Below are 21566 nucleotides of genomic sequence, written 5' to 3'. Positions count from 1 at the left end.
GAGAGCTTCCATGGCAACCAGCAAGAAGACCACCCCGCGCAGCAGCGCTGCCGACACCCCCAAGCTGCCCTCGCTGGACGACTTCGCCAAGATGGCGCGGCAGTTCAAGCTGCCCGGCGTCGACGTCGCCGCCCTGGTCGAATGGCAGCGCAAGGACATGGAAGCCCTGGCCGAGGCCAACCGCCAGGCCTACGAAGGCATGAAGGCCCTGGTCGAGCGCCGCAACGAGATCCTGCGCGAATCCGTCACCGCCTGGCAGGGCTCCATGAAGGACGCCATGGGCCCCGACGCCCTGGCCAAGCAGTCCAAGGCCATCGAGCAGGCCATGAAGAAGGCCATGGCCGACTTCAAGGAGCTCGCCGCCCTCGAAACCAAGGCCCGCACCGACGCCTGGAAGGTCGTGCAGCAGCGCATGCAGGACAACATGAAGAACCTGCAGCAGCTCATGCAGCCGAAGAAGTAGGCCCCGGCGGCATCGCCGCCCACCCCAGGGCGCCGGCGCCAGCCGCCCGTGCCCGGCCTTGCTGCACGCCGCTGCGAGGCGCCAGGGCCACGCCGCCTCACCCCGTCATTGCGAGGAATTAGCCTTCAGCCGCGAGCGCAGCGTGGCGGAGAAGGCGACGCGGCAATCCAGTTCGTCGGCTTGCTGCGTCGTTCTGGTTCGGACAAGCGCGAGGGTTGCGACGGAAAGACACAACGGCTGAAGGCCACCCGCAGCACTGGATCGCCGCACTTCGTTCGCGATGACGGATCCGGAGCGGATGCCGCAGTCCCGGTGGCTGCCTGCCCGCCGCCGCTCCAAGCCTCCGTCCCCACAAACCCCAACACCCCCTACCGCAACGCCTCCAGCAACCGCTGCCCCGCGCGCCCATCCACCTTCATGCCCAGCCGCTGCTGCTCCGCCTTGATCGCCGTGCGCGTCAGCGCCCCGATCATGCCGTCGGCGCTGCCGATGTCGTGGCCGCGCGCGATCAGCAGGATCTGCAGCTCGCGGTTCTCCGCGCGCGACAGGCCCGGGTCGTCGGTCGGCCAGGGCGTGACGAAGGCCAGCGGCGCATCCGCGTCCGCCACCAGGTCGGCCAGGTGGGCGATCGCCAGCGCGTAGTTCTCGCTCGCGTTGTAACTGTACAGCGCGTCGAAGTTGCGCCCCACCAGAAACGCCGGCCCGCCGCGCGCCGGCACCATCAGTCCGGCCGCCGGCAAGTCGTCCGGCAGGGGCCCGCCATCCGCCCGCGTCAGCCCCAGCCGGCGCCACTCCGCCATCGGCCGCCTGGCCTTGCGCCCCGTGCCGCTGGTGTCCAGGCCGCGTGGCAGGCGCACCTCGACGCCCCAGGGCTCGCCGCGCCGCCAGCCCGCGTTCTGCAGGAACTTCGCCGTCGACGCCAGCGCGTCCGGCACGCTGCCCACGATGTCGCGCCGCCCGTCGCCGTCGAAGTCCACCGCGCTGCGCAGGAACGTGCTCGGCATGAACTGCGTCTGCCCGAACGCCCCCGCCCACGACCCGGTGAGCTGCTCCGGCACCACGTGCCCCTCCTGCAGGATGCGCAGCGCCGCCGCGAACTCGCCCCGAAAGTACGTCTGCCGCCGGCCAAAGCACGACAGCGTCGCCAGCGACTGCACCAGCGGCCGCCCGCCCAGGTTCTGGCCGAAGTTGCTCTCCACCCCCCACACGCCCACCACGATCGGCGCCGCCACGCCCGTCTGCTGCTCGATCCGCGCCAGCGTGTCGCGCCATTTGGCATACGCCGCGCGCCCGTCCGCCACGCGCTCGGCATCCACCAGCACCGCCAGGTAGTCCCACACCGGCATCGTGAACTCCGGCTGCCGGTCCAGCAGCACCAGCACCGACGGGTCCGGCTCCAGCCCGGCCGTGTGCGCGGCAAAGGTCGCCGGCGTGATGGCACGAAACGCCGGCGCGTCCTTCAGCCCGTCCAGGCAGGCCCGAAACTGCGCCGGGTCGGTCGGCGGCGGCGTCTCCTGGGCCAGCGTCAGCGCGGGGGCCGCCAGCCACAGCGCGGCCAGCCAGGTCAGGGCAGGGTGCATGCAGTTCTCTCGGGTCATCGGCTCAGCCTAAAAATGGACACGTTCGCCAGTGCCGCAATCGGCGTGCCAGGCAAGACGTGGGGCGGCCGCACGCGGGTCTTACCGCGCGCCGCGTGGCAAACTCGCGCAGCCCCGCCCCAGGCCCCGATTCTCGCCGCACGCGCCGCCGGCCTGTCGGCGATCGCGGCGCCTTGCCCCACCCGCGCCCGCACCCCGTGCCAGCGCCCCGCGCCCCAACCCGTTGCAAACCCCCAACACGCACCCGGCCAGACCGCAACCCAGGTTAATTCAACCTGAAAACGGCAGTTGGACGCGTTCGCCAGTGCCGTAATCGGCGTGCCAGGCAAGGCGCGAGGACGCGGCAGGCGCGTGCCTGCAAGGACGAGCAACGCCGCATGGCGCGGCGAGTGCGGTGCTGGCGAGCGCGTAGCGCTCTTACCCAACAGGTGGAGGTGATCGAAGCAGCGGAAGTCAAGGTTCATGCGGCGCTCGTGAGCTCGTGAAGAAGGCAAGCGGTCAGCTGCCGTTTTCAGGTTCAGCGCCCCACGCCGCCCCGCGCACCATCCAAACGGCCAAACCGTGCGAAAAGTCCTTGTAAAATTCACACTCCCTCACAGGCCAGGCGCCAGCCGTTTTCGCGCAGGGGTGTGAAGGCGGCCCAGGAGCGTGTACGGCAGAAGGTGCGCCGGCTGCCGCCCACGCTCCTTGATCCCCCTTGGCTTTCGTGCAACCGCCCGCATGCGGCGGTTTGCAAGATATTTGCTCGGTCTGACTGACTACTTTCGTTTTTATTGACGCAACGCCACCGGCCCACCCCGGCCGGGCGGCGGGCGGCAGCTTTTCTCCCCTGTCTTGATGAACCTGGACCAAGCAACCATCGCCGTCATCGGCCTGGGCTACGTCGGCCTGCCGCTGGCGGTCGAATTCGGCAAGCAGCGCCCCGTGCTCGGCTTCGACGTCAACCCCGCGCGCGTCGCCGAGCTGCAGGCCGGCGTCGACCACACGCTCGAATGCACGCCCGAGGAGTTGCAGGCCGCCACCCACCTGCGCTACAGCGCCGACCCGGCCGACCTCAGGGCCTGCGGCGTCTTCATCGTCACCGTGCCCACCCCGGTCGACAGCGCCAACCGCCCCGAGATGGGCCCCCTGGTCGCCGCCAGCCGCACCGTCGGCGCGGCCCTCAAGCCCGGCGACGTCGTCATCTACGAATCCACCGTCTACCCCGGCGCTACCGAAGAGGTCTGCGTGCCCGAACTCGAGCGCGCTAGCGGCCTGGTCTTCAACCGCGACTTCTTCTGCGGCTACAGCCCCGAGCGCATCAACCCCGGCGACCGCCTGCGCCGCCTGACCAACATCAAGAAGGTCACCAGCGGCAGCACCCCCGAGGTTGCCGACGCCGTCGACCGGCTCTATGGCCAGATCATCACCGCCGGCACCCACCAGGCCAGCTCCATCCGCGTCGCCGAGGCCGCCAAGGTCATCGAGAACGTGCAGCGCGACACCAACATCGCCCTGGTCAACGAGCTCAGCCTGATCTTCGCGCGCCTGGGCATCGACACCCTGGAGGTGCTCGAAGCCGCCGGCACCAAGTGGAACTTCCTGCCGTTCCGCCCCGGCCTGGTCGGCGGCCACTGCATCGGGGTCGACCCGTACTACCTCACCTACAAGGCCGAGCAGGTCGGCTACCATCCCGAGGTCATCCTCGCCGGCCGCCGCGTCAACAACAACGTCGCCCGTCACGTTGCCAGCGAGACCATCAAGCTCATGGTGCAGCGCGGCCTGGTGTCGCAGGAGAGCCGGGTGCTGGTGCTGGGCCTGACCTTCAAGGAAAACTGCCCCGACCTGCGCAACACCAAGGTCGTCGATGCCGTCAAGGCCCTGGTCAGCTACAACGTCCACGTCGACATCTACGACCCCTGGATCGACCTGGCCGAGGCCGAGCGCGAATATGGCCTGCCCTGCCTGCGCGAGCTGCCCGCTCCCGGTCAGTACGCCGGCATCGTCCTCGCCGTCGGCCACGACCAGTTCCTGAAGCTGGGCGTGGACGGCATCAGGGCCCTCGGCCAGCCCGGCGCCGTCCTGTTCGACGTCAAGGGCATCCTCCCCCTGGGCGCCGCCGACGCGCGGCTGTAAACGCCACCATGCCCCTCACCGCGCGTTGCCGCCGCTCCGCCCCATCGTCATTGCGAGGCGGCAAAGCCGCCGCGGCAATCCAGCCCCACCGCCTGCCGCCCACCCGCCGCATCCACCCCTGCCCGCGCCACGCCAAGCCGGTAAACCCCCAGCTCAACCCGTGACCGTCTTCATCACCGGCACCGCCGGCTTCATCGGCTTCCACCTGGCCAAGCTCCTGCTCGACCAGGGCCACGTCGTGCACGGCTACGACGGCATGACCGACTACTACGACGTGCGCCTCAAGCGCGCCCGTCACGACCTGCTGCGCCAGTACCCCCAGTTCACCGCCACCGAGGCCATGCTGGAGGACGACGCCACCCTGCAGGCCGCCGTCGCCGCCGCCCGCCCAAGTGCCATCGTCCACCTGGCCGCCCAGGCCGGCGTGCGCTACAGCATCGACCACCCGCGCACCTACCTCGACGCCAACATCATCGGCAGCTTCAACGTCATGGAGGCCGCGCGCCGCCAGCAGGTCCGGCACCTGCTCATGGCCTCCACCTCGTCGGTCTACGGCGCCAACACCGACATGCCCTACCGCGAGACGCAGAAGTGCGACACCCAGATGTCCTTCTACGCCGCCACCAAGAAGGCCAGCGAATCCATGGCCCACGCCTGGGCCCACATCCACGGCGTGCCCATCACCCTGTTCCGCTTCTTCACCGTCTACGGGCCCTGGGGCCGGCCCGACATGGCCCTGTTCAAGTTCACCAAGGCCATCCTGGCTGGCCAGCCCATCGACATCTACAACCACGGCGACATGTGGCGCGACTTCACCTACGTCGAAGACCTGGTGCGCGCCATCGCCCTGCTGGTGGACGCAGTGCCCCCACAAGTCGCCGAGCGTGCCAATACCCAAGCGGTGGAAGGCGACAGCCTCTCCCCCGTCGCCCCCTGGCGCGTCGTCAACATAGGCAACTCCGACAAGGTGCGTTTGCTCGACTTCATCGACGCCATCGAGCAATGCCTGGGCAAGCCCGCCATCCGCAACTATGTAGACATGCAGCCCGGCGACGTGCCCGCCACCTGGGCCGATGCCAGCCTGCTGCAGCGCCTGACCGGCTACCAGCCCCAGACCAACCTGCGCGAAGGCATCCAGCGCTTCGTCGACTGGTATCACGCCCACTATTCTCCCGCCCAGGCGACAGTCTGAGTTCTTCCCTCGCTTTTCAGTCAACCAAGGAAATCGTCTCCCGTGACCGCCAAGAAGTTCGCCCTCATCGGCGCCGCCGGCTACATCGCCCCGCGCCACATGGCCGCCATCAAGACCGCGGGCCACCAGCTCGTCGCTGCCTACGACCCCAACGACTCCGTCGGCATCATCGACAGCCACTTCCCCGAAGCCGACTTCTTCACCGAATTCGAGCGCTTCGACCGTCACATCGACAAGCTGCGTCGTGCCAACGGCGGCACCGCCATCGACTACGTAGCCGTCTGCTCGCCCAACTACCTGCACGACTCGCACACCCGGTTTGCCCTGCGCAGCGGCGCCGACGCCATCTGCGAGAAGCCCCTCGTGCTCAACCCCTGGAACATCGACGGCCTGCTTGAAATCGAGCGCGACACCGGCCGCAAGGTCAACACCATCCTGCAGCTGCGCCTGCACCCGGCCATCATCGCCCTGCGCGACAAGATCCGCAGCGCTCCCGCCAGCAGCAAGCACGAGGTCGACCTGGCCTACATCACCAGCCGTGGTCACTGGTACCTGCGGTCCTGGAAGGGCGACATCAAGAAGTCCGGCGGCATCGCCACCAACATCGGCGTGCACTTCTTCGACATGCTGCACTACATCTTCGGCGCGCTGCAGCACAACCGGGTGCACCACGCCTCGGACACCAAGGCCGGCGGCTATCTCGAATACGAGCACGCACGCGTGCGCTGGTTCCTCTCGGTCGACGTGAACGACGTCCCGGCCGACGTGCTGACCAAGGGCCAGCGCACCTACCGCTCCATCACCGTCGACGGCGACGAGATCGAGTTTTCCGGCGGCTTCACCGACCTGCACAACCGCAGCTACGAGGAAATCCTCGCTGGCCGCGGCTTCGGCCTGGAAGAAAACCGCACCGCGATTGAAACCGTGGCCGCCATCCGCACCGCCCAGCCCGTGCGCGACGAGTCGGGCGAGGTCCACCCCTTCGTCGCCCGCCTGTCCTGAGGTGCCGCCCGTGCCTGCCATGCCGGTCATGACGTTGGATCGCTACCCGGCGGCGTCGTGCCCACCTCGTCATTGCGAGGCGCCGCAGGCGCCGCGGCAATCCAGTCCCGCCGCCTGCTGCCGAACCGCGGTATCCGCTCCGTCTGCCACACCCGACCGCCCCCGACAGCACCCATGACCGCCCCCACCATCCACCCCACCGCCATCGTCGACGAAGGCGCCCAGATCGGCCCCGGCAGCCGCATCTGGCACTTCGTCCACGTCTGCGCCGGCGCCCGCATCGGCCAGGGCGTGTCCCTGGGCCAGAACGTCTTCGTCAGCAACGATGTCGTCATTGGCGACAACTGCAAGATCCAGAACAACGTCAGCGTCTACGACGGCGTCACACTGGAAGAGGGCGTCTTCTGCGGCCCCAGCATGGTCTTCACCAATGTCTACAACCCGCGCTCGCTGATCGAGCGCAAGAGCGAATACCGTCCCACCCTGGTGCAAAGGGGCGCCACCCTGGGCGCCAACTGCACCATCGTCTGCGGCACCACCATCGGCGCCTTCGCCTTCGTCGGCGCCGGCGCCGTCGTCAACAAGGACGTGCCCGCCTACGCCCTCATGGTCGGCGTGCCTGCGCGCCAGGTCGGCTGGATGAGCGAATACGGCGAACAGCTCGACCTGCCCCTGCAGGGCAACGCCCGCACCACCTGCCGGCACACCGGCGCCACCTATGAGCTGAGCGGCCACACCGTCCGCAAGCTGTCCGCCTGAGTCCCCATGCAATTCATCGACCTCCAAGCCCAGTACCAGCGCCTCAAGGCCCAGATCGACGCCAACATCCAGAAGGTGTTGGATCACGGCCAGTTCATCCTCGGCCCCGAAGTGGCCGAGCTGGAAGAACGCCTCGCCGCCTACACCGGCGCCAGGCACTGCATCACCGTCGCCAACGGCACGGACGCCCTGCAGATCGCCCAGATGGCGCTGGGCATCGGCCCCGGTGACGAAGTCATCACCCCCGGCTTCACCTACATCGCCACCGCCGAAACCGTCGCCCTGCTGGGCGCCAAGCCGGTGTATGTGGACGTGGACCCTCGCACCTGCAATCTGGATCCGGCTCTGCTGGCAGCTGCCATCACCCCGCGCACCAAGGCCATCATCCCGGTCAGCCTGTATGGCCAGTGCGCCGACATGGACGCCATCAACGCCATTGCGGCTCGGCACGGCATCCCCGTCATCGAGGATGCCGCCCAAAGCTTCGGCGCCACCTACAAGGGCCGCAAGAGCGGCAACCTCAGCACCATCGCCTGCACCAGCTTCTTCCCGAGCAAGCCGCTCGGCTGCTATGGCGACGGCGGTGCCATCTTCACCAACGACGACGAACTGGCCACCGTCATGCGTCAGATCGCCCGCCACGGGCAGGACCGCCGCTACCACCACGTCCGCGTTGGCGTCAACAGCCGCCTGGACACCCTGCAGGCCGCCATCCTGCTACCCAAGCTGGCCGTGCTGGATGAGGAGATTGCGCTCCGCCAGCAGGTCGCCCAGCGCTACGAAGAGTTGTTCACGTCACTGCGAGGCACCGCAGCCGCCGCGGCAATGCAGACAACATCTCCAGCCAGGGCCGACTCTGCCATCCAGCTCCCGCTCGTCGAACCCCACAACACCAGCGCCTGGGCCCAGTACACCCTCCAGGTTCCCAACCGCGAACAGGTGCAAACCCACCTGAAGGCCGCCGGCATCCCCACCGCCGTGCACTACCCCATCCCCCTCAACCAGCAGCCCGCTGTGGCCGACCCTGCGGCGCACCTGCCGCTGGGCGACGCCGTCGCGCGGCGGGTGGTGAGCTTGCCCATGCATCCTTATCTGGACGTAACTGCCCAGCAGCGCATCGTGGATGCCGTGCAGCATTCCCTATCAGCGGTACCAACGCACGCCTGAAATGGGTTCACAACTCTGCCCAATGACGCTGTCCATACGCCAAACGGGCGCTTAACGACTGCGTGCCGCCATGTCGACATTGTCTTCACGCAACTTGGGCGAGCTGGCAAACAATTGGCCCGATCCAGAAATAGCAAGATGCACAAGGCAACGATCGCAATATTCACGAGCACCTTCCCCTATTACCCCGGAGAGCAGTTTATCGAACCGGAGATAGCGCACTGGTCGAATCTGGACTGGGCTCATGTCGTCCTCTGCCCTTATACAGCTCGGGGGGATGCGCGCAGCGTTCCTGATGACATCGAGATTTTCATAGGCCGTCGCGGTCAGAAGCTGCACAAGCTCTGGTGCGCTGCGCTGGCGTTGAAGTCGGCCCTGTTTTGGCGGGAGCTGCACTATCTTCGCTCAATAGGCAAGCTATCTCTCGCTACCGCAAGCCAGGCGATCCGCGCAGTAGCAAACACCTTGGCCGCAACGGCAAAGATGAGACAAATCAGTCATCACTTGGGACATATTGATATTGCATATTGCTACTGGAATGCTGAGCAGGCTTACGCAGCGTGTTTGCTGAAAAGGCAGGGGAAAATCTCTACGGTGCTGTCGCGAGCACATAGATTTGATCTATATGAACAGCGACGTCCCAGAGAATACATGCCGCTGAAGCGGCAATTCATCAGTGATTTTGATGTGGTTTACGCGATCTCGGAACAGGGGAGGCGATATCTTGCAGATACATATGGATTCTCCGAAGATCGCTTGTCAGTTTCTCGCCTCGGTGTGAATGTCGCAAAGCCACAGGCGCGGGCCAGCGGTGATGGCGTGAGCCGCATGCTCTCAGTTTCTTTCTGCGTTCCCGTGAAGCGCATTGATCTGATCATCGATGCTATTTACGTCGTTGCCAAGATGCAGCCAAACAGACGATTCGAATGGGCACATATTGGAGATGGTCCTCTGCGCGCGGAGCTCGAGACCTTGGCCAAAAAAAGATTGAGTACTCTGTCCAATGTCGACTGGCGGTTCACGGGGATGCTGTCGAACGAGAATGTTTTGTCCTTTTATGACGAAAATCCCGTGGATATTTTCATCAACTGCAGTGAATCGGAGGGCGTGCCAGTCTCCATTATGGAGGCAATGGCTCACGGTGTTCCGGCGATTGCCCCACGTGTTGGCGGTATTCCGGAGCTTGTGGACGCAACTTGCGGTGAATTATTGTCGCTGGATTTTAAATCGACCGATGTCGCAGCAGCGATTGCACGGTTGACGGGTGAAGAAGCACTCCATTACAGACTTGCTGCGCGCGGGCGAGTGAGCGATTTATACAACGCGAGCAAAAATTTTTCTGGTCTTGTGGCTGACGTTAAGAAGCTGTCGGAGGTGGCTTTGACGCGACGCAGTGACGAGACTGCGCTGGGGCGAGTCTGAGCCGTGGATCGTCGCACCATCCTCGGCTTTGCGGTCGGTCCGATCGGAGCAGCAGCCCTGAGTTTTATCAGCTTGCCATTGATGACGTGGATCTTCCCTCCCCATGCGATTGGCAAGCTTTCCATGTTGCAGGTGACGCTCCAGCTTTCTACACTGCTCTTCTGTCTTGGACTCGATCAGGCTTACGTGCGTGAATACCATGAAAGCACCAACAAGCCGAACTTGCTTCTGAACGCGACGGCACCTGGTCTTATGCTTCTGTCGCTTGCTCTGCTGGTGTTGTCTTTATTTTTTCCGACGGCCCTGTCCAATGTGCTCTACGGTGAAGATAAACCGATCTTGGCACTAGTCACTGCCGGTTGTTTGCTCATTGCATACCTGTCGCGCTTTCTATCTCTTATTCTGCGAATGCAGGATCGTGGACTTGCCTTCTCCATGAGTCAGCTCTTGAGCAAGGGGTTGTTGCTTGCAATCGTGATCACCTATGCATTTCTGCCAGTCACACGTAATTTTACCATGCTCTTGTTGGCGCAAGCAGCAGCGTTGTTGCTGACTCTGTTGGTGTTCGCATGGAATACAAGAGAGGATTGGTTGCCTGCACTGCAGAGAAGACTAGAGTACCCGCTCCTGAAGCAACTCCTTGGTTTCGGATGGCCGCTGATATTCGGTGGCATCGCATCATGGGGGCTGAATACGATGGATCGAATCTTCTTGCGCAGCATGTCTACCTACGAAGAATTGGCGATCTATTCCGTCGCTGCCAGTATTGCGTCAGGGGCGGCCATTGTAGCGGGAATCTTCAATACCATTTGGGCGCCGCTGGTGTTCAAGTGGGTGGCTGACGGTGTTGATACCACGAGGGTCGATGTGATTGCAAGGCAAGTTTCTGCGGTGCTCGTATCGCTCATTTGTCTGCTTGGCGCCTTCTCTTGGATCTTGCCGTACCTGCTACCTGACGACTATGCCAAGGTTATGTATTTGGTTGCGGGTTGTATGGTTGCTCCCCTTCTTTATACTCTCTCGGAGGTAACTGGCGTCGGTATTACTGTGAGCCGACGTACGGGATTTGCGTTGATGGCTTCCAGCGTTGCGGTTGGAGTAAACTTGATCCTCTGTGCATTGCTGGTTCGCCCGATGGGTGCTGTAGGCGCGATGATCTCGACCAGTTGCGCATTTTGGGTGTTCTATATAGTGCGGAGCGAATTTTCTGCGATTGCGTGGCGGCCGATCCGACGAGGAAGAGTCTATCTATATAGCACCATTGCTTTCTTGGCGACTGTGATATTTGGTCTGATTGGTAGCCAAGCGCCTGCGTACGCGATAGGGAGTTGGGTAGTACTTCTGATCTTGTTTATCTTTCTTGAGCGTCCAATATTGCTGGAAGTCTGGGCCTTGCTTAGACGTTAGATCAAGCGAGGCACCTTGGAATTGATACTAAAATCAGATTGGATATAGATATGGTGAAGTGAGTATTGATGGACGATTTGGCATCTTGTGCGGACGAATGGGGACGGCTTATTTTAAATGCGCCGGGGTGGCGTAGGTGACGTCTGCATTGGCCTTGGCGCTGGTGCCGAATTTCGTGGGAGTTTGCTCAGCGGTGGATTTTCGTTCATATTGCTCCTTTGAGACTGTAACTCAGAGGAAGCGCACATCGAAGGCGGCGTGTCATCCTCTTCCAAGTGGCTATAATCGAAATTTTGGCCGGGGCTTCGGGAGAATGGACGTGTTCGTTGGCATCTCCGACTTCCCGATGACTGGCATCATCCCCGGCAGGTTGCAGGGGCAGGACGCTCGTCCCCTCTCGATTCTGGGCTTGTCTCCAGCACGCACTGCGCAGTTGTGCCGCACCCTCGGCTTCGCCGCCCATGCCGCTAGCTATCTACCACCACCGCAATATGCCCGATTGGGCTGCGCGAGACTGCGCTCAGCAAGGCTGCAACGTGCACATCTTCGACCCGCGGCCGAGCCTGTGCTGCGGCGGCGCTTCCCAGGGCGCGGACTGCGAGGCGTCGCGCTATTACGACGACAACTACCTCTGCGAACCGGTCAAGCGGCAGCTGGTGCCGCTGTACATCGCCGTGCTGCAACCCCTGCCCACCAGCGCAAACCCGTTGGTGGTCTGAGCCCACCCACGAAGAAAATCCTCACCGTCCTGGGCGCGCGCCCGCGGTTCATCAAGGCCAGCGTCGTCTTTCATGCCATTGAGCAAACGCCCGGCTTGGCCGAGGTGCTTGCCCACACCGGCCAGCACTTCGACGTCAACATGTCTGACGTGTTCTTTGACGGACTGGGCATACGCAAGCCTGATCACCTCCTGGATATCCACGGTGGCACCAAGTTGCTGCAACTCAAGGACGCGTGCCGTGCCGTTGGCGGCTCCTTGACGCTGCTGTGGCACGATTCGGAATTTACCGACCAGGAAAAGAAGCGCTTGTATCAGGAGGTACCGGTAGCGTGACTATGACTGCGATCTGTGAACAGTCGGTGGACGATCGGCTCTGGCGTGCATTGACCATCGCGCCGTTGGGCAGCCTGTCAAAGCGGGAGATGGAGATTGCCATCATCCAGGCCGCGATCGACGCGGGCAAGGTCGAGAGCAGCCCTGCAGCGGTTGCAATGGCCTTTCGGATCACGTTGCGCGGGGCTCAGGCGTATCTCACGGACCTGGCGCTGCGCCGTCCGGCGCTGGCAGATGCCGAGGCGTTGATGCGGCTCCGCCGCCTGCTGGCCCAGATCGAGGTATCCGCAAGTGCAACATATCTCAGCTTTGCTGTCCATGATGCGGCGCTGCGCATCTGGCTGGAGCGCAAGATGGTCACATTACAACTGCACGGCGGCGATTCGCTGCGCCTGGAAACCGTGCGCCTGACGCCAAACGGCCTGGCTCGCCTGCTCGCCGCAACAGATGGTGCGCGCACGCCGTATGGCGCCTTGCGCGCCTTGCCGGCGGAGATGCACGGCCATCCGTGGTTCAAGGAGGCGAAGAAGACTTGGCGCAAAGACATGTCCTGGCCGGCCGCGCTTGATGCCTTGGCCAATGGAACTACGGTTGCCTAAGCGTTGTCGAGACTTGTTTCTTTGTTCTGATGGAATGGACGGCGGCGACTCGTCTGGTTCAGGATTCAGTGCGCGAGCAGGCTACGAATCTTCGAAGATGCCGTTCCCAGTGGCTCGATCCGGTGTCTCGTCCTGGAGCCGTTTCGTTCTGCCCGGCATTGCCGGGCTGCGCGTCTGGAAGCGTTTGCTGTGATGCTGGCTGACCCCGACGTGCACAGTCCCTTTGGCGGTCTGGGAGTGTCGAATAAATTCAAGCCCATTCTTGGCAGGCAGTGGTAGAGAACAAACTCTATGTCAGCGTGAGAGGGCACGATTTGTTTCGAGCCAAGGTTCAGCGGGCCGCGCGTGCAAGGAACCGCGTGACTTCCGGAGAGGTTGACGTCCTTCTGGATTTTTATGCGCCGCTGGACCATGCGACGTATTTTTATTCAAGCGATCATCTGCGCCGAATCGGACCGGAATTCAATGCCATTTCCTGGCATTCATTCGGGATTGAAAAAGATGGGCAGGTCAGCGTGCCGAAGGTGCATTTCAAGGACGGCAGTCGGCGCGTGTGCGTCGATAGCCATGATTACGTCAAGTCTGCGGATGTCATTGCTTATCCGGTGGTGAGTGCCGTCGTGTTTGGGCACGGAGAGCCTGGCCCATCTTCATTGCGCCATGGTCGGGAACGGATTGGCATCGAACTCGATGCCGAACCCCCTTATTGTGTGGATCTGTTCATACTGCCGAATGGTATTTCTGGAGGTGATTACCTCGGTTATGATGCCTCAATTTATCTGTTCACGGCAGACAATGGCATATTCATGCCGGCGCTTGGTCATGCTGATGAGCGATGTCGATACAGAGATAAACAATTCGGAGTCCTGACATTTGCCGAAGTCAATGGCTGGACGTGCTTTGTACGACTGACCGACCCTCCAAATTATGCGCGGCATCTCGCTTCGGATTTCGGCGTGATATCTTTTGATTTGCGTACTGTCGTTTCATCTCTGCTGGATCGGCGGATCATTTATTTGACGGACGATCCGAATGTCGTGCATGAGACGACTTTCCGTCAACGGTTGCGAGCAACGCCGCGCTGATCGGCCGGGCTCGGCAGTCAGTGGATGGGCCCGCACCAGCCGGTGCTTGCCATCCGTGGAGGTGGCGACGGCGACAGGTTGCTACACGGCGTACGCCGGTCGAGCCGGAGTTGCCGCCGAGTGATCATGATCGGGGGCACTGGAGTCATCGCTGCCGAACCGCAAGAACACGTAAACCAGTGGGCGCTCCGGCGTGCCGTTGACGCGCTCGACGTGGGCGGACAGGGTGCCCCGATCCATCCACCTGCGCACGCCCACGGCCTGCTGGCGCGGCACGTGACCGATCTTGCGGCCCTGCGTCAGCATGACCACGGCATTGCGATCATGCGGATTGTCGGGTTCGGCCACCAACTGCACCGGCGATCCGACCGTGATCTCGTCCAAAGGCACTTGCGACGTGTGGCGAAAGCCCGCCACCTCGATGATGACCTCGCTGGGCGCGGTCACCTGGTCGAGTGGGTCGATGATGCTGAAACCGTCGCCCGGGAGCTTGGCGCCGGTGTAGGCGAGCAGGGCGAAGTCGCTGATCTCGGCGCCCGGCCGCAGGCGAAACTGCTCCAGATAGCGTGCGTAGTCCCCGCGTGAGCGCGGTGGCAACCGGCGCATGAAGGTTTCCAGCACGCCTTGCTCATATTCCTGGTCAAGCTTGCGAAAGGCCGGGAACCCGATGAAGCCCTCAGCGCGCGCGCCTGCCACGTCGGTCAGATAGCGCAGGCGTACGCTGCCGCCCGGATGCCGCAGCAGCTCCGCCACCGTGTGCCGCACGCGCGACGATCCCTCCGGCCCCTGCCAGACGAGCAGCAGCCGGGCGGGCTCCCGAACGTGTTCAATGAAATTCATCGGTCAAAGTCCTGTCTCGACTTCAAGGGCGCAAGGCATCCAGTAGATGCTGCTGCCGTGCCGCAAGCAGACTCATCATGAACCGGGCGCGTCCCGCGTCAAGTGGCACCGCAAGCGCCAGGTCGCATAGAGGCATTATTGCTCGTTCCAGTTCCGGGGGGTCGAACCGCAGCACGGAGAGCATCGTCTGACGGCACTGCGGCGCCTGCTGCAGCAGCTTTTGCAGCAATTCGAGATGGCCGCAACGCTCCGCGTCGTGAAGCTGCCATCTCAGGTGGTGCCGGCCCTTGTCGATGTAGCGCTGGCGGTAAGCGGCCTGCGCGAAGCGCTCGAATTGGTTTGCCGGCCGCTCGTGACCCAGGCTGGTGCCGTTGTCGAAGGCGGGTGACAGGGCGAAGGCCCGGGGGGCACCCGCTTCGGTGCGGGTGTAGACGAAGCCCCAGTTTTCCTGGTGTCGGTCGGTGTTGCCGATCAGTGCGTCGAAGGTCAGCATGCGTGCCCAGTCCAGCAGCCAGTCGCCGTCAAGTAGTGGACTGGATGTGCTCGTGCCACGGGCTCGCGAAAACGCACGGCACAGAAGCTGGATGTGGGAAAAGTTGTGCTGTGTGCCCCGTTGGTAGTCGAAATCCTTGATCAGCGCCTTCATGAACAGCCCGCCGGACACGAAGCCCTGCGGCGGTCCGCCCGGGTAGCCCCAGAACCATTCGATCAAGGCAGCACAATCGCCACTGGCCGAATCCCAGGCCGCATAGGCCGGCGGCACCGGCACGCCGGTGAGTCGCCCCAGCCGGCTGGCCACGATTTCGGCCCAGAACTGGTCGGGGTAGACGGGCCGCGATTCCTTGAAAAGGTAGCGGTGGCCTGCGACCAGCCACGGCTGCGGGGGCGGATCAGGGCAGCGCAACAGCCGCTTGTCGCGCGAACCCTCGGGGAAATAGGGGTGGTCCACGTCCGGTGGCCACCGTGCGACGTCCAGCTCTTCGCCAGCGGTTTGCCAATGTGCGCTGCGCATGCAGGGAAGAATACACGGGCGCGCGCTTGGGTCGGCGACAATTGGGCCCTCGTCAAGCACGAAGTCATCCTCCCGCGCGCCCGCCTCGCCATCCTTGGCGCGGGCGACACATCTTATCGATGCCAAAGATCCTTACCGTCCTGGGCGCCCGCCCGCAGTTCATCAAGGCCAGCGTGGTCTCGCACGCCATCGCCCAGACGCCCGGCCTGACAGAGGTCGTAGTGCATACCGGGCAGCACTTCGACCCCAACATGTCCGATGTGTTCTTTGACGAACTGGGCATGAGCAAGCCCGACTATCACCTGGATATCCATGGGGGTACGCACGGCGCGATGACCGGGCGCATGCTGGAGGCGGTCGAGCAGGTGATGCTGAAGGAGCAGCCCGACATCGTGCTCGTCTATGGAGACACCAACTCCACCCTGGCCGGCGCCCTGGCCGCCGCCAAGCTGCACATCCCCGTGGCGCACGTCGAGGCCGGGCTGCGCAGCTTCAACATGCGCATGCCAGAAGAGATCAACCGCATCCTGACCGACCGCATCTCGCACTGGTTGTTCACCCCGACCCAGGCCGCCACCGACAACCTGCTGCGCGAAGGCGTTGCGCCCTCGCAGATCCACCAGGTCGGCGACGTCATGTACGACGTGGCCCTGCACCACGGCGCCCGCGTGCAAGCGGGTATGGGTCTGATGGCGGCACTGGGTCTGAAGGAGAAGGGCTACGTCTTGGCTACCGTCCACCGGGCCGAGAACACCGATGACCCGCAGCGTCTGGCGGCCATCGTGCAGGCGCTGGCCCACACCGCCTGGCAACTGCCCGTGGTCTGGCCCCTGCACCCGCGCACCCGTGGCGTGCTGCAAAAGGCAGGGCTGCTGGAAACCTTGGCCCAACAGGTCAAGCTGATCGACCCCGTGGGCTATATCGACATGGTGCAGTTAGAAAAATTTGCCGCCCTGATTGCCACCGACAGTGGCGGCGTGCAGAAAGAGGCCTTTTTCTATCAAGTCCCCTGCGTCACCTTGCGCGACGAGACGGAATGGGTGGAGCTGGTGGAGGCGGGCTGGAACCGACTGGCGCCGCCGGTGGATGCGGGGGCCTTGCAAGCGGCAATCAGTGGGGCGCTGGGTAGTCGGGGGCAGGATGTGCAGCCGTATGGTGCTGGGGATACGGCGCGGCGGGTGGTGCAAATGTTGAGCAAAGGCACGATCCAATGAGTAACGCAGATAAAAAACCACGGATATTGCACAGTGCCGCGCTGCTGTCGCCGCCATCGGGTATTTTGGCGCAAATGGATTGGGAGCAGGAGGCGGCTAATACGCTGGATATAGACTGGCAGGTGCGTATGTATTGTCCAAAAAATACCCCGAATACTGCAAGTGTATTACATCAGGACGCTGCAATAGACCACGAAAAAATGAAATCCTCTGCCAGTAAATTAATGGCTTGGATTCGGTTGCGAAGAAATTATCACCGCTGGCTCTTGCAGCAACAGGAAAAGGTGGATATCTATTTGCTGCGGTACTACGTGCACGACCCTTACCAACTGGAATTTGTGGGTGCATGTAAGAAGCCGGTTTATTTTATACACCATACCCTAGAAGTACCGGAATTGGCCCTGCCAGGAGGGGTTTCAGGGTTTGTGCGCTCCGGCTTGGAAAGCGCTATTGGCCGCTATTGCATACGCAAGGCAGAGGGCATTATTGGGGTGACACAGGAAATTGTGGACCACGAACTGAGACGGGCAGGCTGCCTGCAAAAGAAGTCCTATGTCTATCCCAATGGAATCATCTTTAAAGACCTGCCGCTGGAAGACAAGCGAAACCAGGATGTACCCGAACTGCTTTTCGTGGCCAATTTTGCCCCGTGGCATGGATTGGATATATTGCTGGAAGAGGTCGCCAAAAGTCAGGAAAATTTCATTCTACATTTGGTGGGCAAGGTACCGGATGATTTACTGGATTTTACCAAAGATTCCCGCGTCCGAATGTATGGTGCCATGAATCAGCAACAGATAATTGAGCTTAGTGCGCAATGTTGGGTTGGTCTTTCTTCATTTGCTTTGAAAAGAAAGGAAATGAAACAGGCTTGTCCGTTGAAGGTGCGGGAATACTTGATGCTGGGCCTGCCGGCGTATGGGGATTATCAGGATGTTTTTTCTGATGATTTCCCGTATTTCAAAAAGGGGTCGGAGGATTTGGCGGAGATTTTGGGGTTTTGTTGGGCCGTGAGGGGTTTTGATAAGAGCGTGGTTTCTGAGGAGTCTCGGGATTTTGTTGAAAAAATTGGTTTACTGAGAAGGGCGTATGAATTTTTTTTGAAATAGATATTGTGATTTTGCTCGGCGATTTTAATTATGTATGAATTTTTGATGCTGCTCTTGTTTTCTATAGGAGCGATTTTATTTTTTTTGTCGATAAATAAAAAAAAATATATAGGCATTATCGACTTTGGATTTTTATTAAGTTCTTTTTTCATATTTTATCGACCGATATTTCTGAACTATTGCGATAATTTCATAAATAAAAAAATTTATTTGTGGGATAACGGTGATTATATATACGGGACGGTTTTCTCTGCGATTGCAATCATTTTATTTTATCTGAGTTATAATTCATCAATTAAAAGAGTGAAAATTACCGATTCATTTTCTTTGATTGCCCTGAGAGAGAATCCGCAGTTGCTAGCGTGGTTTGTAAAGGTTAATCGAATTATTGTTCTACTCTATTTGGCATTGATGGTTTTTGTTTACGGTTTCATTGGTGCGTCGTGGGGTAGTGGAGAGCAGCTTTCTGGGGCGATGTCCGTGAGGATTCCGGGCTTCGAGTTCGTGTGGCCATTCATTAATTTCTTTTTATTTCTTGGTGTTTTTTTATCCGTGATACTGCTTTATATTAAGAGGAGACGGATTTATTTATTGCAGTTTTTGATTATTGTTGGTGTCGCTTTGCTCTTGGGGCGAAGGGGGGCGCTTGTGTCCCCAATTCTATTGTCGATATTTGTTGTTTCTATCGGGAGGGTGAGGATTTCTTGGCGCGCCATTCGTCATTTTAAGGGAAGAGGTCTTTTGTTCATTGGATTGTTGGGGTTCATTTTATTTTTTGGAAAGGGATTAACGAATTATTTGTTTGAAACCAGGGCTGTTAATTATGCGGCGACAGAAGATGATACTCCATTTGCATGTGTGATTGTTAAAAAAGGACACCAAGAATTTGATTTGTTTTGGCCGGCGGTGATTGCAGAGTCAAGCTTGAAAAATATTGCGGCAATTCCAGGGGCATTGTTGGGGAATTTTATATCTCACCAAGAACGCTTGGATAACTTTGAGAATTTCTACAGTAGCACGGATCATCTCATGATGAAATATAATGGGGGTGCATATCGCGACTTGAAATTCGGTATTTCTCCAAATTTTCATCAATATTATTATTATTATTTTGGCATCTTGTCTGTTCTAATAATAATTTTCTTGGGGAAGATTGGTTTCATCTTTGAAAAAAGAATAATTGCTTGCGTAAGGAGCGCGCAGATTTTTAAGATGTATTTCCTTTACATTTTCTGGATTTTGCTAAATTCCCCTTGGGATACGACTTTAAAATATTTTTTATTCAATTCATTTATTTTATTTGTTTTCTCATGGTTTGTGAAGATTGTTGTTGGCAAGCCTAAATTGAATAATTGCCATCATTAAGGAACCTCTGCGCAATGCACATTGAGGTGTGCTGATGCGGCCAGATCGGGCGAGCTTCCCAATTCGGCGCTCTGCACAGCCGATTTTTGGCGCCCGTTGGCAGGCGCACTCATGCCTCGGCTCCCATCAACGCTCGCCGCGCCATCCACAGATTGGACAGCGCGAACAGGGTGTGCAGTTGCGCGGTGTTCTTGACCAGCCCACGGTAGCGCACCTTCACATGCCCGAACTGGCGTTTGAGGACTCGGAGTGCATGCTCGACCCTGGCCCGGATGCTGGCTTTCAGGCGTTCGAGTTGCTCGGTCAGTTCATCGACCAATCTGCTCTTGTCCAGTTTGCGGCGCTTGCCCGGGCGCATGGCGATGTTCCAGCACACGCCAGGCTTGGCATCGGGGCGCTTGTCCGCCCCCTGGTAGCCGGCGTCTGCCCAGGCTTGGGTTTCCTGACCGTGCAGCAAGCTGTTGGCCTCGATCACAGCGCCCACGTTGCCAGCGGTGCCGCGCACGGTATGCACCAGCCCCGAGGCCGCGTCCACTCCGATGTGTGCCTTCATGCCGAAGTACCACTGCTGGCCCTTCCTGCTTTGGTGCATCTCAGGGTCACGCTGGCCTTGCTTGTTCTTGGTCGAGCTGGGCGCGGCAATCAGCGTCGCATCGACTGCGGTGCCAGCGCGCAGCAGCAGGCCTTTGGCGCCCAGCAATTCATTGACCAGCGCCAGAATCTGCTCGGCCAGCCTGTGCTCCTCCAGCAAACGGCGAAACCGCAGGATGGTGGTCTCGTCGGGTATGGCCGTGTCCCAGTTCAACCCCGCGAAGTCTCGAAACAGCGGCACGTCGTGCAACGCTTCTTCCATCGCCGGATCGCTCAGCGTGAACCACTGCTGCATGAAGTGAATGCGCAGCATGGTCTGCACAGCAAAGGGCGGGCGCCCGCGCCTGCCTTCTGGCGCGTAGGGCTCGACCAGCGCCACCAGCGCCGCCCAGGGCACCACGCGCTCCATCTGCGCCAGAAATTCACGCTTGCGCGTGCGCTTGGTCGTCAGGTTCAGGCCAAGATCAACTTGCTTCATGGACTCGATTGTCTGCCCGCATCGCCCCAATCGGGCACGGCACAGTGCGATTTGTGCAGACTTTCCTTAATGTATGAAAATATTTGTTTCTGGCGGAGCTGGCTATATAGATTCTCATGCTGCACTTGCTCTGTTGTAAACGACATGTGATGTCGTGGTTTTGGATAATTTCCGTAATAGCTCATCAGAATCAACAAAACGGGTGAGGAGAATTATCGGGTGTGAACCTGAATTTGTTGTTGGGGGTGTGTGTGATAAGGTATTATTGCAAAGCTCGTTCTCGAAACATGATTTTGATGCCGTATTGCACTTTGCGAGCCTCAAGGCGGTGGGCGAGAGCGTGCAGCAACCCCTGCGCTATTGCGACAACAATGTGGCAGGCACGTTGGCGCTGTGCTAGCCTATGCAGGCGGCGGGGGTGTTCAAGCTGGAGTTCAGTTCATCGGCCACGGTGTATGGCGATGTGGAGCAGATGCCCATTACGGAGGCCACACCCACGGGCATGCCCACCAACCCCTATGGCCGTAGCAAGCTGATGGTGGAGCAGGTGCTCGCCGATGTGGCGCAGTCTGACCCGCGCTGGCGCATGGCCGTGCTGCGCTACTTCCACCCTGTGGGCGCGCACGAAAGAGGCTTGATGGGCGAAGACCCGAATGGCATTCCGAATAATTTGCTGCCTTACATCAGCCAGGTGGCGGTGGGCAAGCTCCGGCAGCTTTCCGTCTATGGCAAAGATTACCCGACGCCCGATGGCACTGGTGTTGGTGATTACATCCATGTGATGGATTTGGTGGACGGGCATCTGAAGCCGCTAGCAGCCTTGGAGCGGTGCAGCGGCTGGAATGTGTGGAATCTGGGCACTCGGCAGGGGTGTAGCGTGCTGGAGATGATTCGCGCCTTTAAAAAAGCGGCAGGCCGCGCCGTGCCTTATCAAGTCGTTGCCCGCCCGGCGGGTGATACTGCCCAGTGTCGGTCAAACCCCGGCAAGGCCCAACCAGAACTGGGCTGGCGTGCCCAGCGGGGGCTCGAGCAGATGATGGAAGATGTCTGGCGCTGGCAGCAGGCCAATCCGAATGGATATGGCAAGAAATAAT

18 protein-coding genes and 2 pseudogenes are annotated in these 21566 nt (G+C 60.6%); 16 read left to right on the top strand and 4 right to left on the bottom strand.

Translation table 11 applies throughout. From position 1 onward, the window contains the following. Positions 1-10: 10 nt before the first annotated feature. Positions 11-463 carry a phasin family protein gene (locus PKA16_RS06055; protein ID WP_324401401.1) on the top strand — a complete coding sequence of 151 codons (453 nt, stop codon included), beginning with the start codon at positions 11-13 and terminating at the stop codon, positions 461-463. 368 nt (positions 464-831) lie between these two features. Here PKA16_RS06055 and PKA16_RS06050 read toward each other — a convergent pair whose 3' ends face one another. After that, positions 832-2043: a lytic murein transglycosylase gene (locus PKA16_RS06050; RefSeq protein ID WP_324401399.1), complete on the bottom strand. Its 1212-nt coding sequence runs from the start codon at positions 2041-2043 to the stop codon at positions 832-834. An 855-nt stretch (positions 2044-2898) separates the two neighbouring features. On the opposite strand from PKA16_RS06050, the gene PKA16_RS06045 reads away from it, so the two are divergent. The 11 genes and pseudogenes from PKA16_RS06045 (at position 2899) to PKA16_RS05995 (ending at position 13863) form a co-directional block, all read left to right on the top strand. Continuing rightward, positions 2899-4176 carry a nucleotide sugar dehydrogenase gene (locus PKA16_RS06045; RefSeq protein WP_324401397.1) on the top strand — a complete coding sequence of 426 codons (1278 nt, stop codon included), beginning with the start codon at positions 2899-2901 and terminating at the stop codon, positions 4174-4176. A gap of 160 nt (positions 4177-4336) precedes the next feature. Beyond that, positions 4337-5368, top strand: a complete 1032-nt coding sequence (locus PKA16_RS06040) for an NAD-dependent epimerase/dehydratase family protein (protein ID WP_324401395.1) — start codon at positions 4337-4339, stop codon at positions 5366-5368. Positions 5369-5410: 42 nt separating this feature from the next. Further along, positions 5411-6370: a Gfo/Idh/MocA family oxidoreductase gene (locus PKA16_RS06035; protein WP_324401393.1), complete on the top strand. Its 960-nt coding sequence runs from the start codon at positions 5411-5413 to the stop codon at positions 6368-6370. 174 nt (positions 6371-6544) lie between these two features. Further along, complete coding sequence (locus PKA16_RS06030) at positions 6545-7129, top strand: acyltransferase (protein ID WP_324401391.1); 585 nt, start codon at positions 6545-6547, stop codon at positions 7127-7129. A gap of 6 nt (positions 7130-7135) precedes the next feature. Next, positions 7136-8296 carry a DegT/DnrJ/EryC1/StrS family aminotransferase gene (locus tag PKA16_RS06025; RefSeq protein WP_324401389.1) on the top strand — a complete coding sequence of 387 codons (1161 nt, stop codon included), beginning with the start codon at positions 7136-7138 and terminating at the stop codon, positions 8294-8296. Positions 8297-8434: 138 nt separating this feature from the next. Continuing rightward, the gene (locus PKA16_RS06020) at positions 8435-9718 is read left to right on the top strand and encodes a glycosyltransferase (protein ID WP_324401388.1); all 1284 of its coding nucleotides are present in this window, start codon (positions 8435-8437) and stop codon (positions 9716-9718) included. Positions 9719-9721: 3 nt separating this feature from the next. Further along, positions 9722-11125: a lipopolysaccharide biosynthesis protein gene (locus tag PKA16_RS06015; RefSeq protein WP_324401386.1), complete on the top strand. Its 1404-nt coding sequence runs from the start codon at positions 9722-9724 to the stop codon at positions 11123-11125. Between the two features lie 536 nt (positions 11126-11661). After that, a complete protein-coding gene (locus PKA16_RS06010; RefSeq protein WP_324401442.1) occupies positions 11662-11844 on the top strand; it encodes a hypothetical protein in 183 nt (60 codons plus the stop codon). Continuing rightward, positions 11841-12050: pseudogene (locus PKA16_RS06005) on the top strand (UDP-N-acetylglucosamine 2-epimerase); the annotation flags it as partial. The gene PKA16_RS06010 and the pseudogene PKA16_RS06005, both read left to right, overlap by 4 nt. Before the next feature lie 125 nt (positions 12051-12175). Further along, positions 12176-12778 carry a hypothetical protein gene (locus PKA16_RS06000; RefSeq protein ID WP_324401385.1) on the top strand — a complete coding sequence of 201 codons (603 nt, stop codon included), beginning with the start codon at positions 12176-12178 and terminating at the stop codon, positions 12776-12778. A gap of 359 nt (positions 12779-13137) precedes the next feature. Continuing rightward, entirely contained in the window at positions 13138-13863 is a 726-nt protein-coding gene (locus tag PKA16_RS05995; RefSeq protein WP_324401383.1) for a hypothetical protein, read from the top strand. A gap of 81 nt (positions 13864-13944) precedes the next feature. On the opposite strand, the gene PKA16_RS05990 is transcribed toward PKA16_RS05995, so the two are convergent. Both PKA16_RS05990 and PKA16_RS05985 read right to left on the bottom strand, forming a co-directional pair. Further along, positions 13945-14703, bottom strand: coding sequence for an HIRAN domain-containing protein (locus tag PKA16_RS05990; protein WP_324401381.1), 759 nt, complete (start codon positions 14701-14703; stop codon positions 13945-13947). Positions 14704-14725: 22 nt separating this feature from the next. Further along, a complete protein-coding gene (locus PKA16_RS05985) occupies positions 14726-15652 on the bottom strand; it encodes a hypothetical protein (protein ID WP_324401379.1) in 927 nt (308 codons plus the stop codon). A gap of 182 nt (positions 15653-15834) precedes the next feature. Here PKA16_RS05985 and wecB point away from each other — a divergent pair, with 182 nt between their 5' ends. The 3 genes from wecB (at position 15835) to PKA16_RS05970 (ending at position 19403) form a co-directional block, all read left to right on the top strand. Continuing rightward, positions 15835-16929, top strand: a complete 1095-nt coding sequence (wecB, locus tag PKA16_RS05980; RefSeq protein WP_324401377.1) for a UDP-N-acetylglucosamine 2-epimerase (non-hydrolyzing) — start codon at positions 15835-15837, stop codon at positions 16927-16929. Next, the gene (locus tag PKA16_RS05975) at positions 16926-18038 is read left to right on the top strand and encodes a glycosyltransferase (protein WP_324401375.1); all 1113 of its coding nucleotides are present in this window, start codon (positions 16926-16928) and stop codon (positions 18036-18038) included. The genes wecB and PKA16_RS05975 overlap by 4 nt, the downstream gene beginning before the upstream one ends. 303 nt (positions 18039-18341) lie before the next feature. Beyond that, complete coding sequence (locus PKA16_RS05970) at positions 18342-19403, top strand: hypothetical protein (protein WP_324401373.1); 1062 nt, start codon at positions 18342-18344, stop codon at positions 19401-19403. Between the two features lie 109 nt (positions 19404-19512). Here the strand turns inward: PKA16_RS05970 and PKA16_RS05965 are convergent, their stop codons facing one another. Then, the gene (locus PKA16_RS05965; RefSeq protein WP_324401371.1) at positions 19513-20472 is read right to left on the bottom strand and encodes an IS5 family transposase; all 960 of its coding nucleotides are present in this window, start codon (positions 20470-20472) and stop codon (positions 19513-19515) included. A gap of 73 nt (positions 20473-20545) precedes the next feature. On the opposite strand from PKA16_RS05965, the pseudogene galE reads away from it, so the two are divergent. Then, a pseudogene (gene galE / locus PKA16_RS05960) lies at positions 20546-21565 on the top strand (UDP-glucose 4-epimerase GalE). Position 21566 lies beyond the last annotated feature (1 nt).

The organism is Ottowia sp., from assembly GCF_035325765.1.
Lineage (GTDB): Bacteria > Pseudomonadota > Gammaproteobacteria > Burkholderiales > Burkholderiaceae_C > Ottowia.
This window is presented reverse-complemented; position numbering and strand designations above follow the sequence as displayed.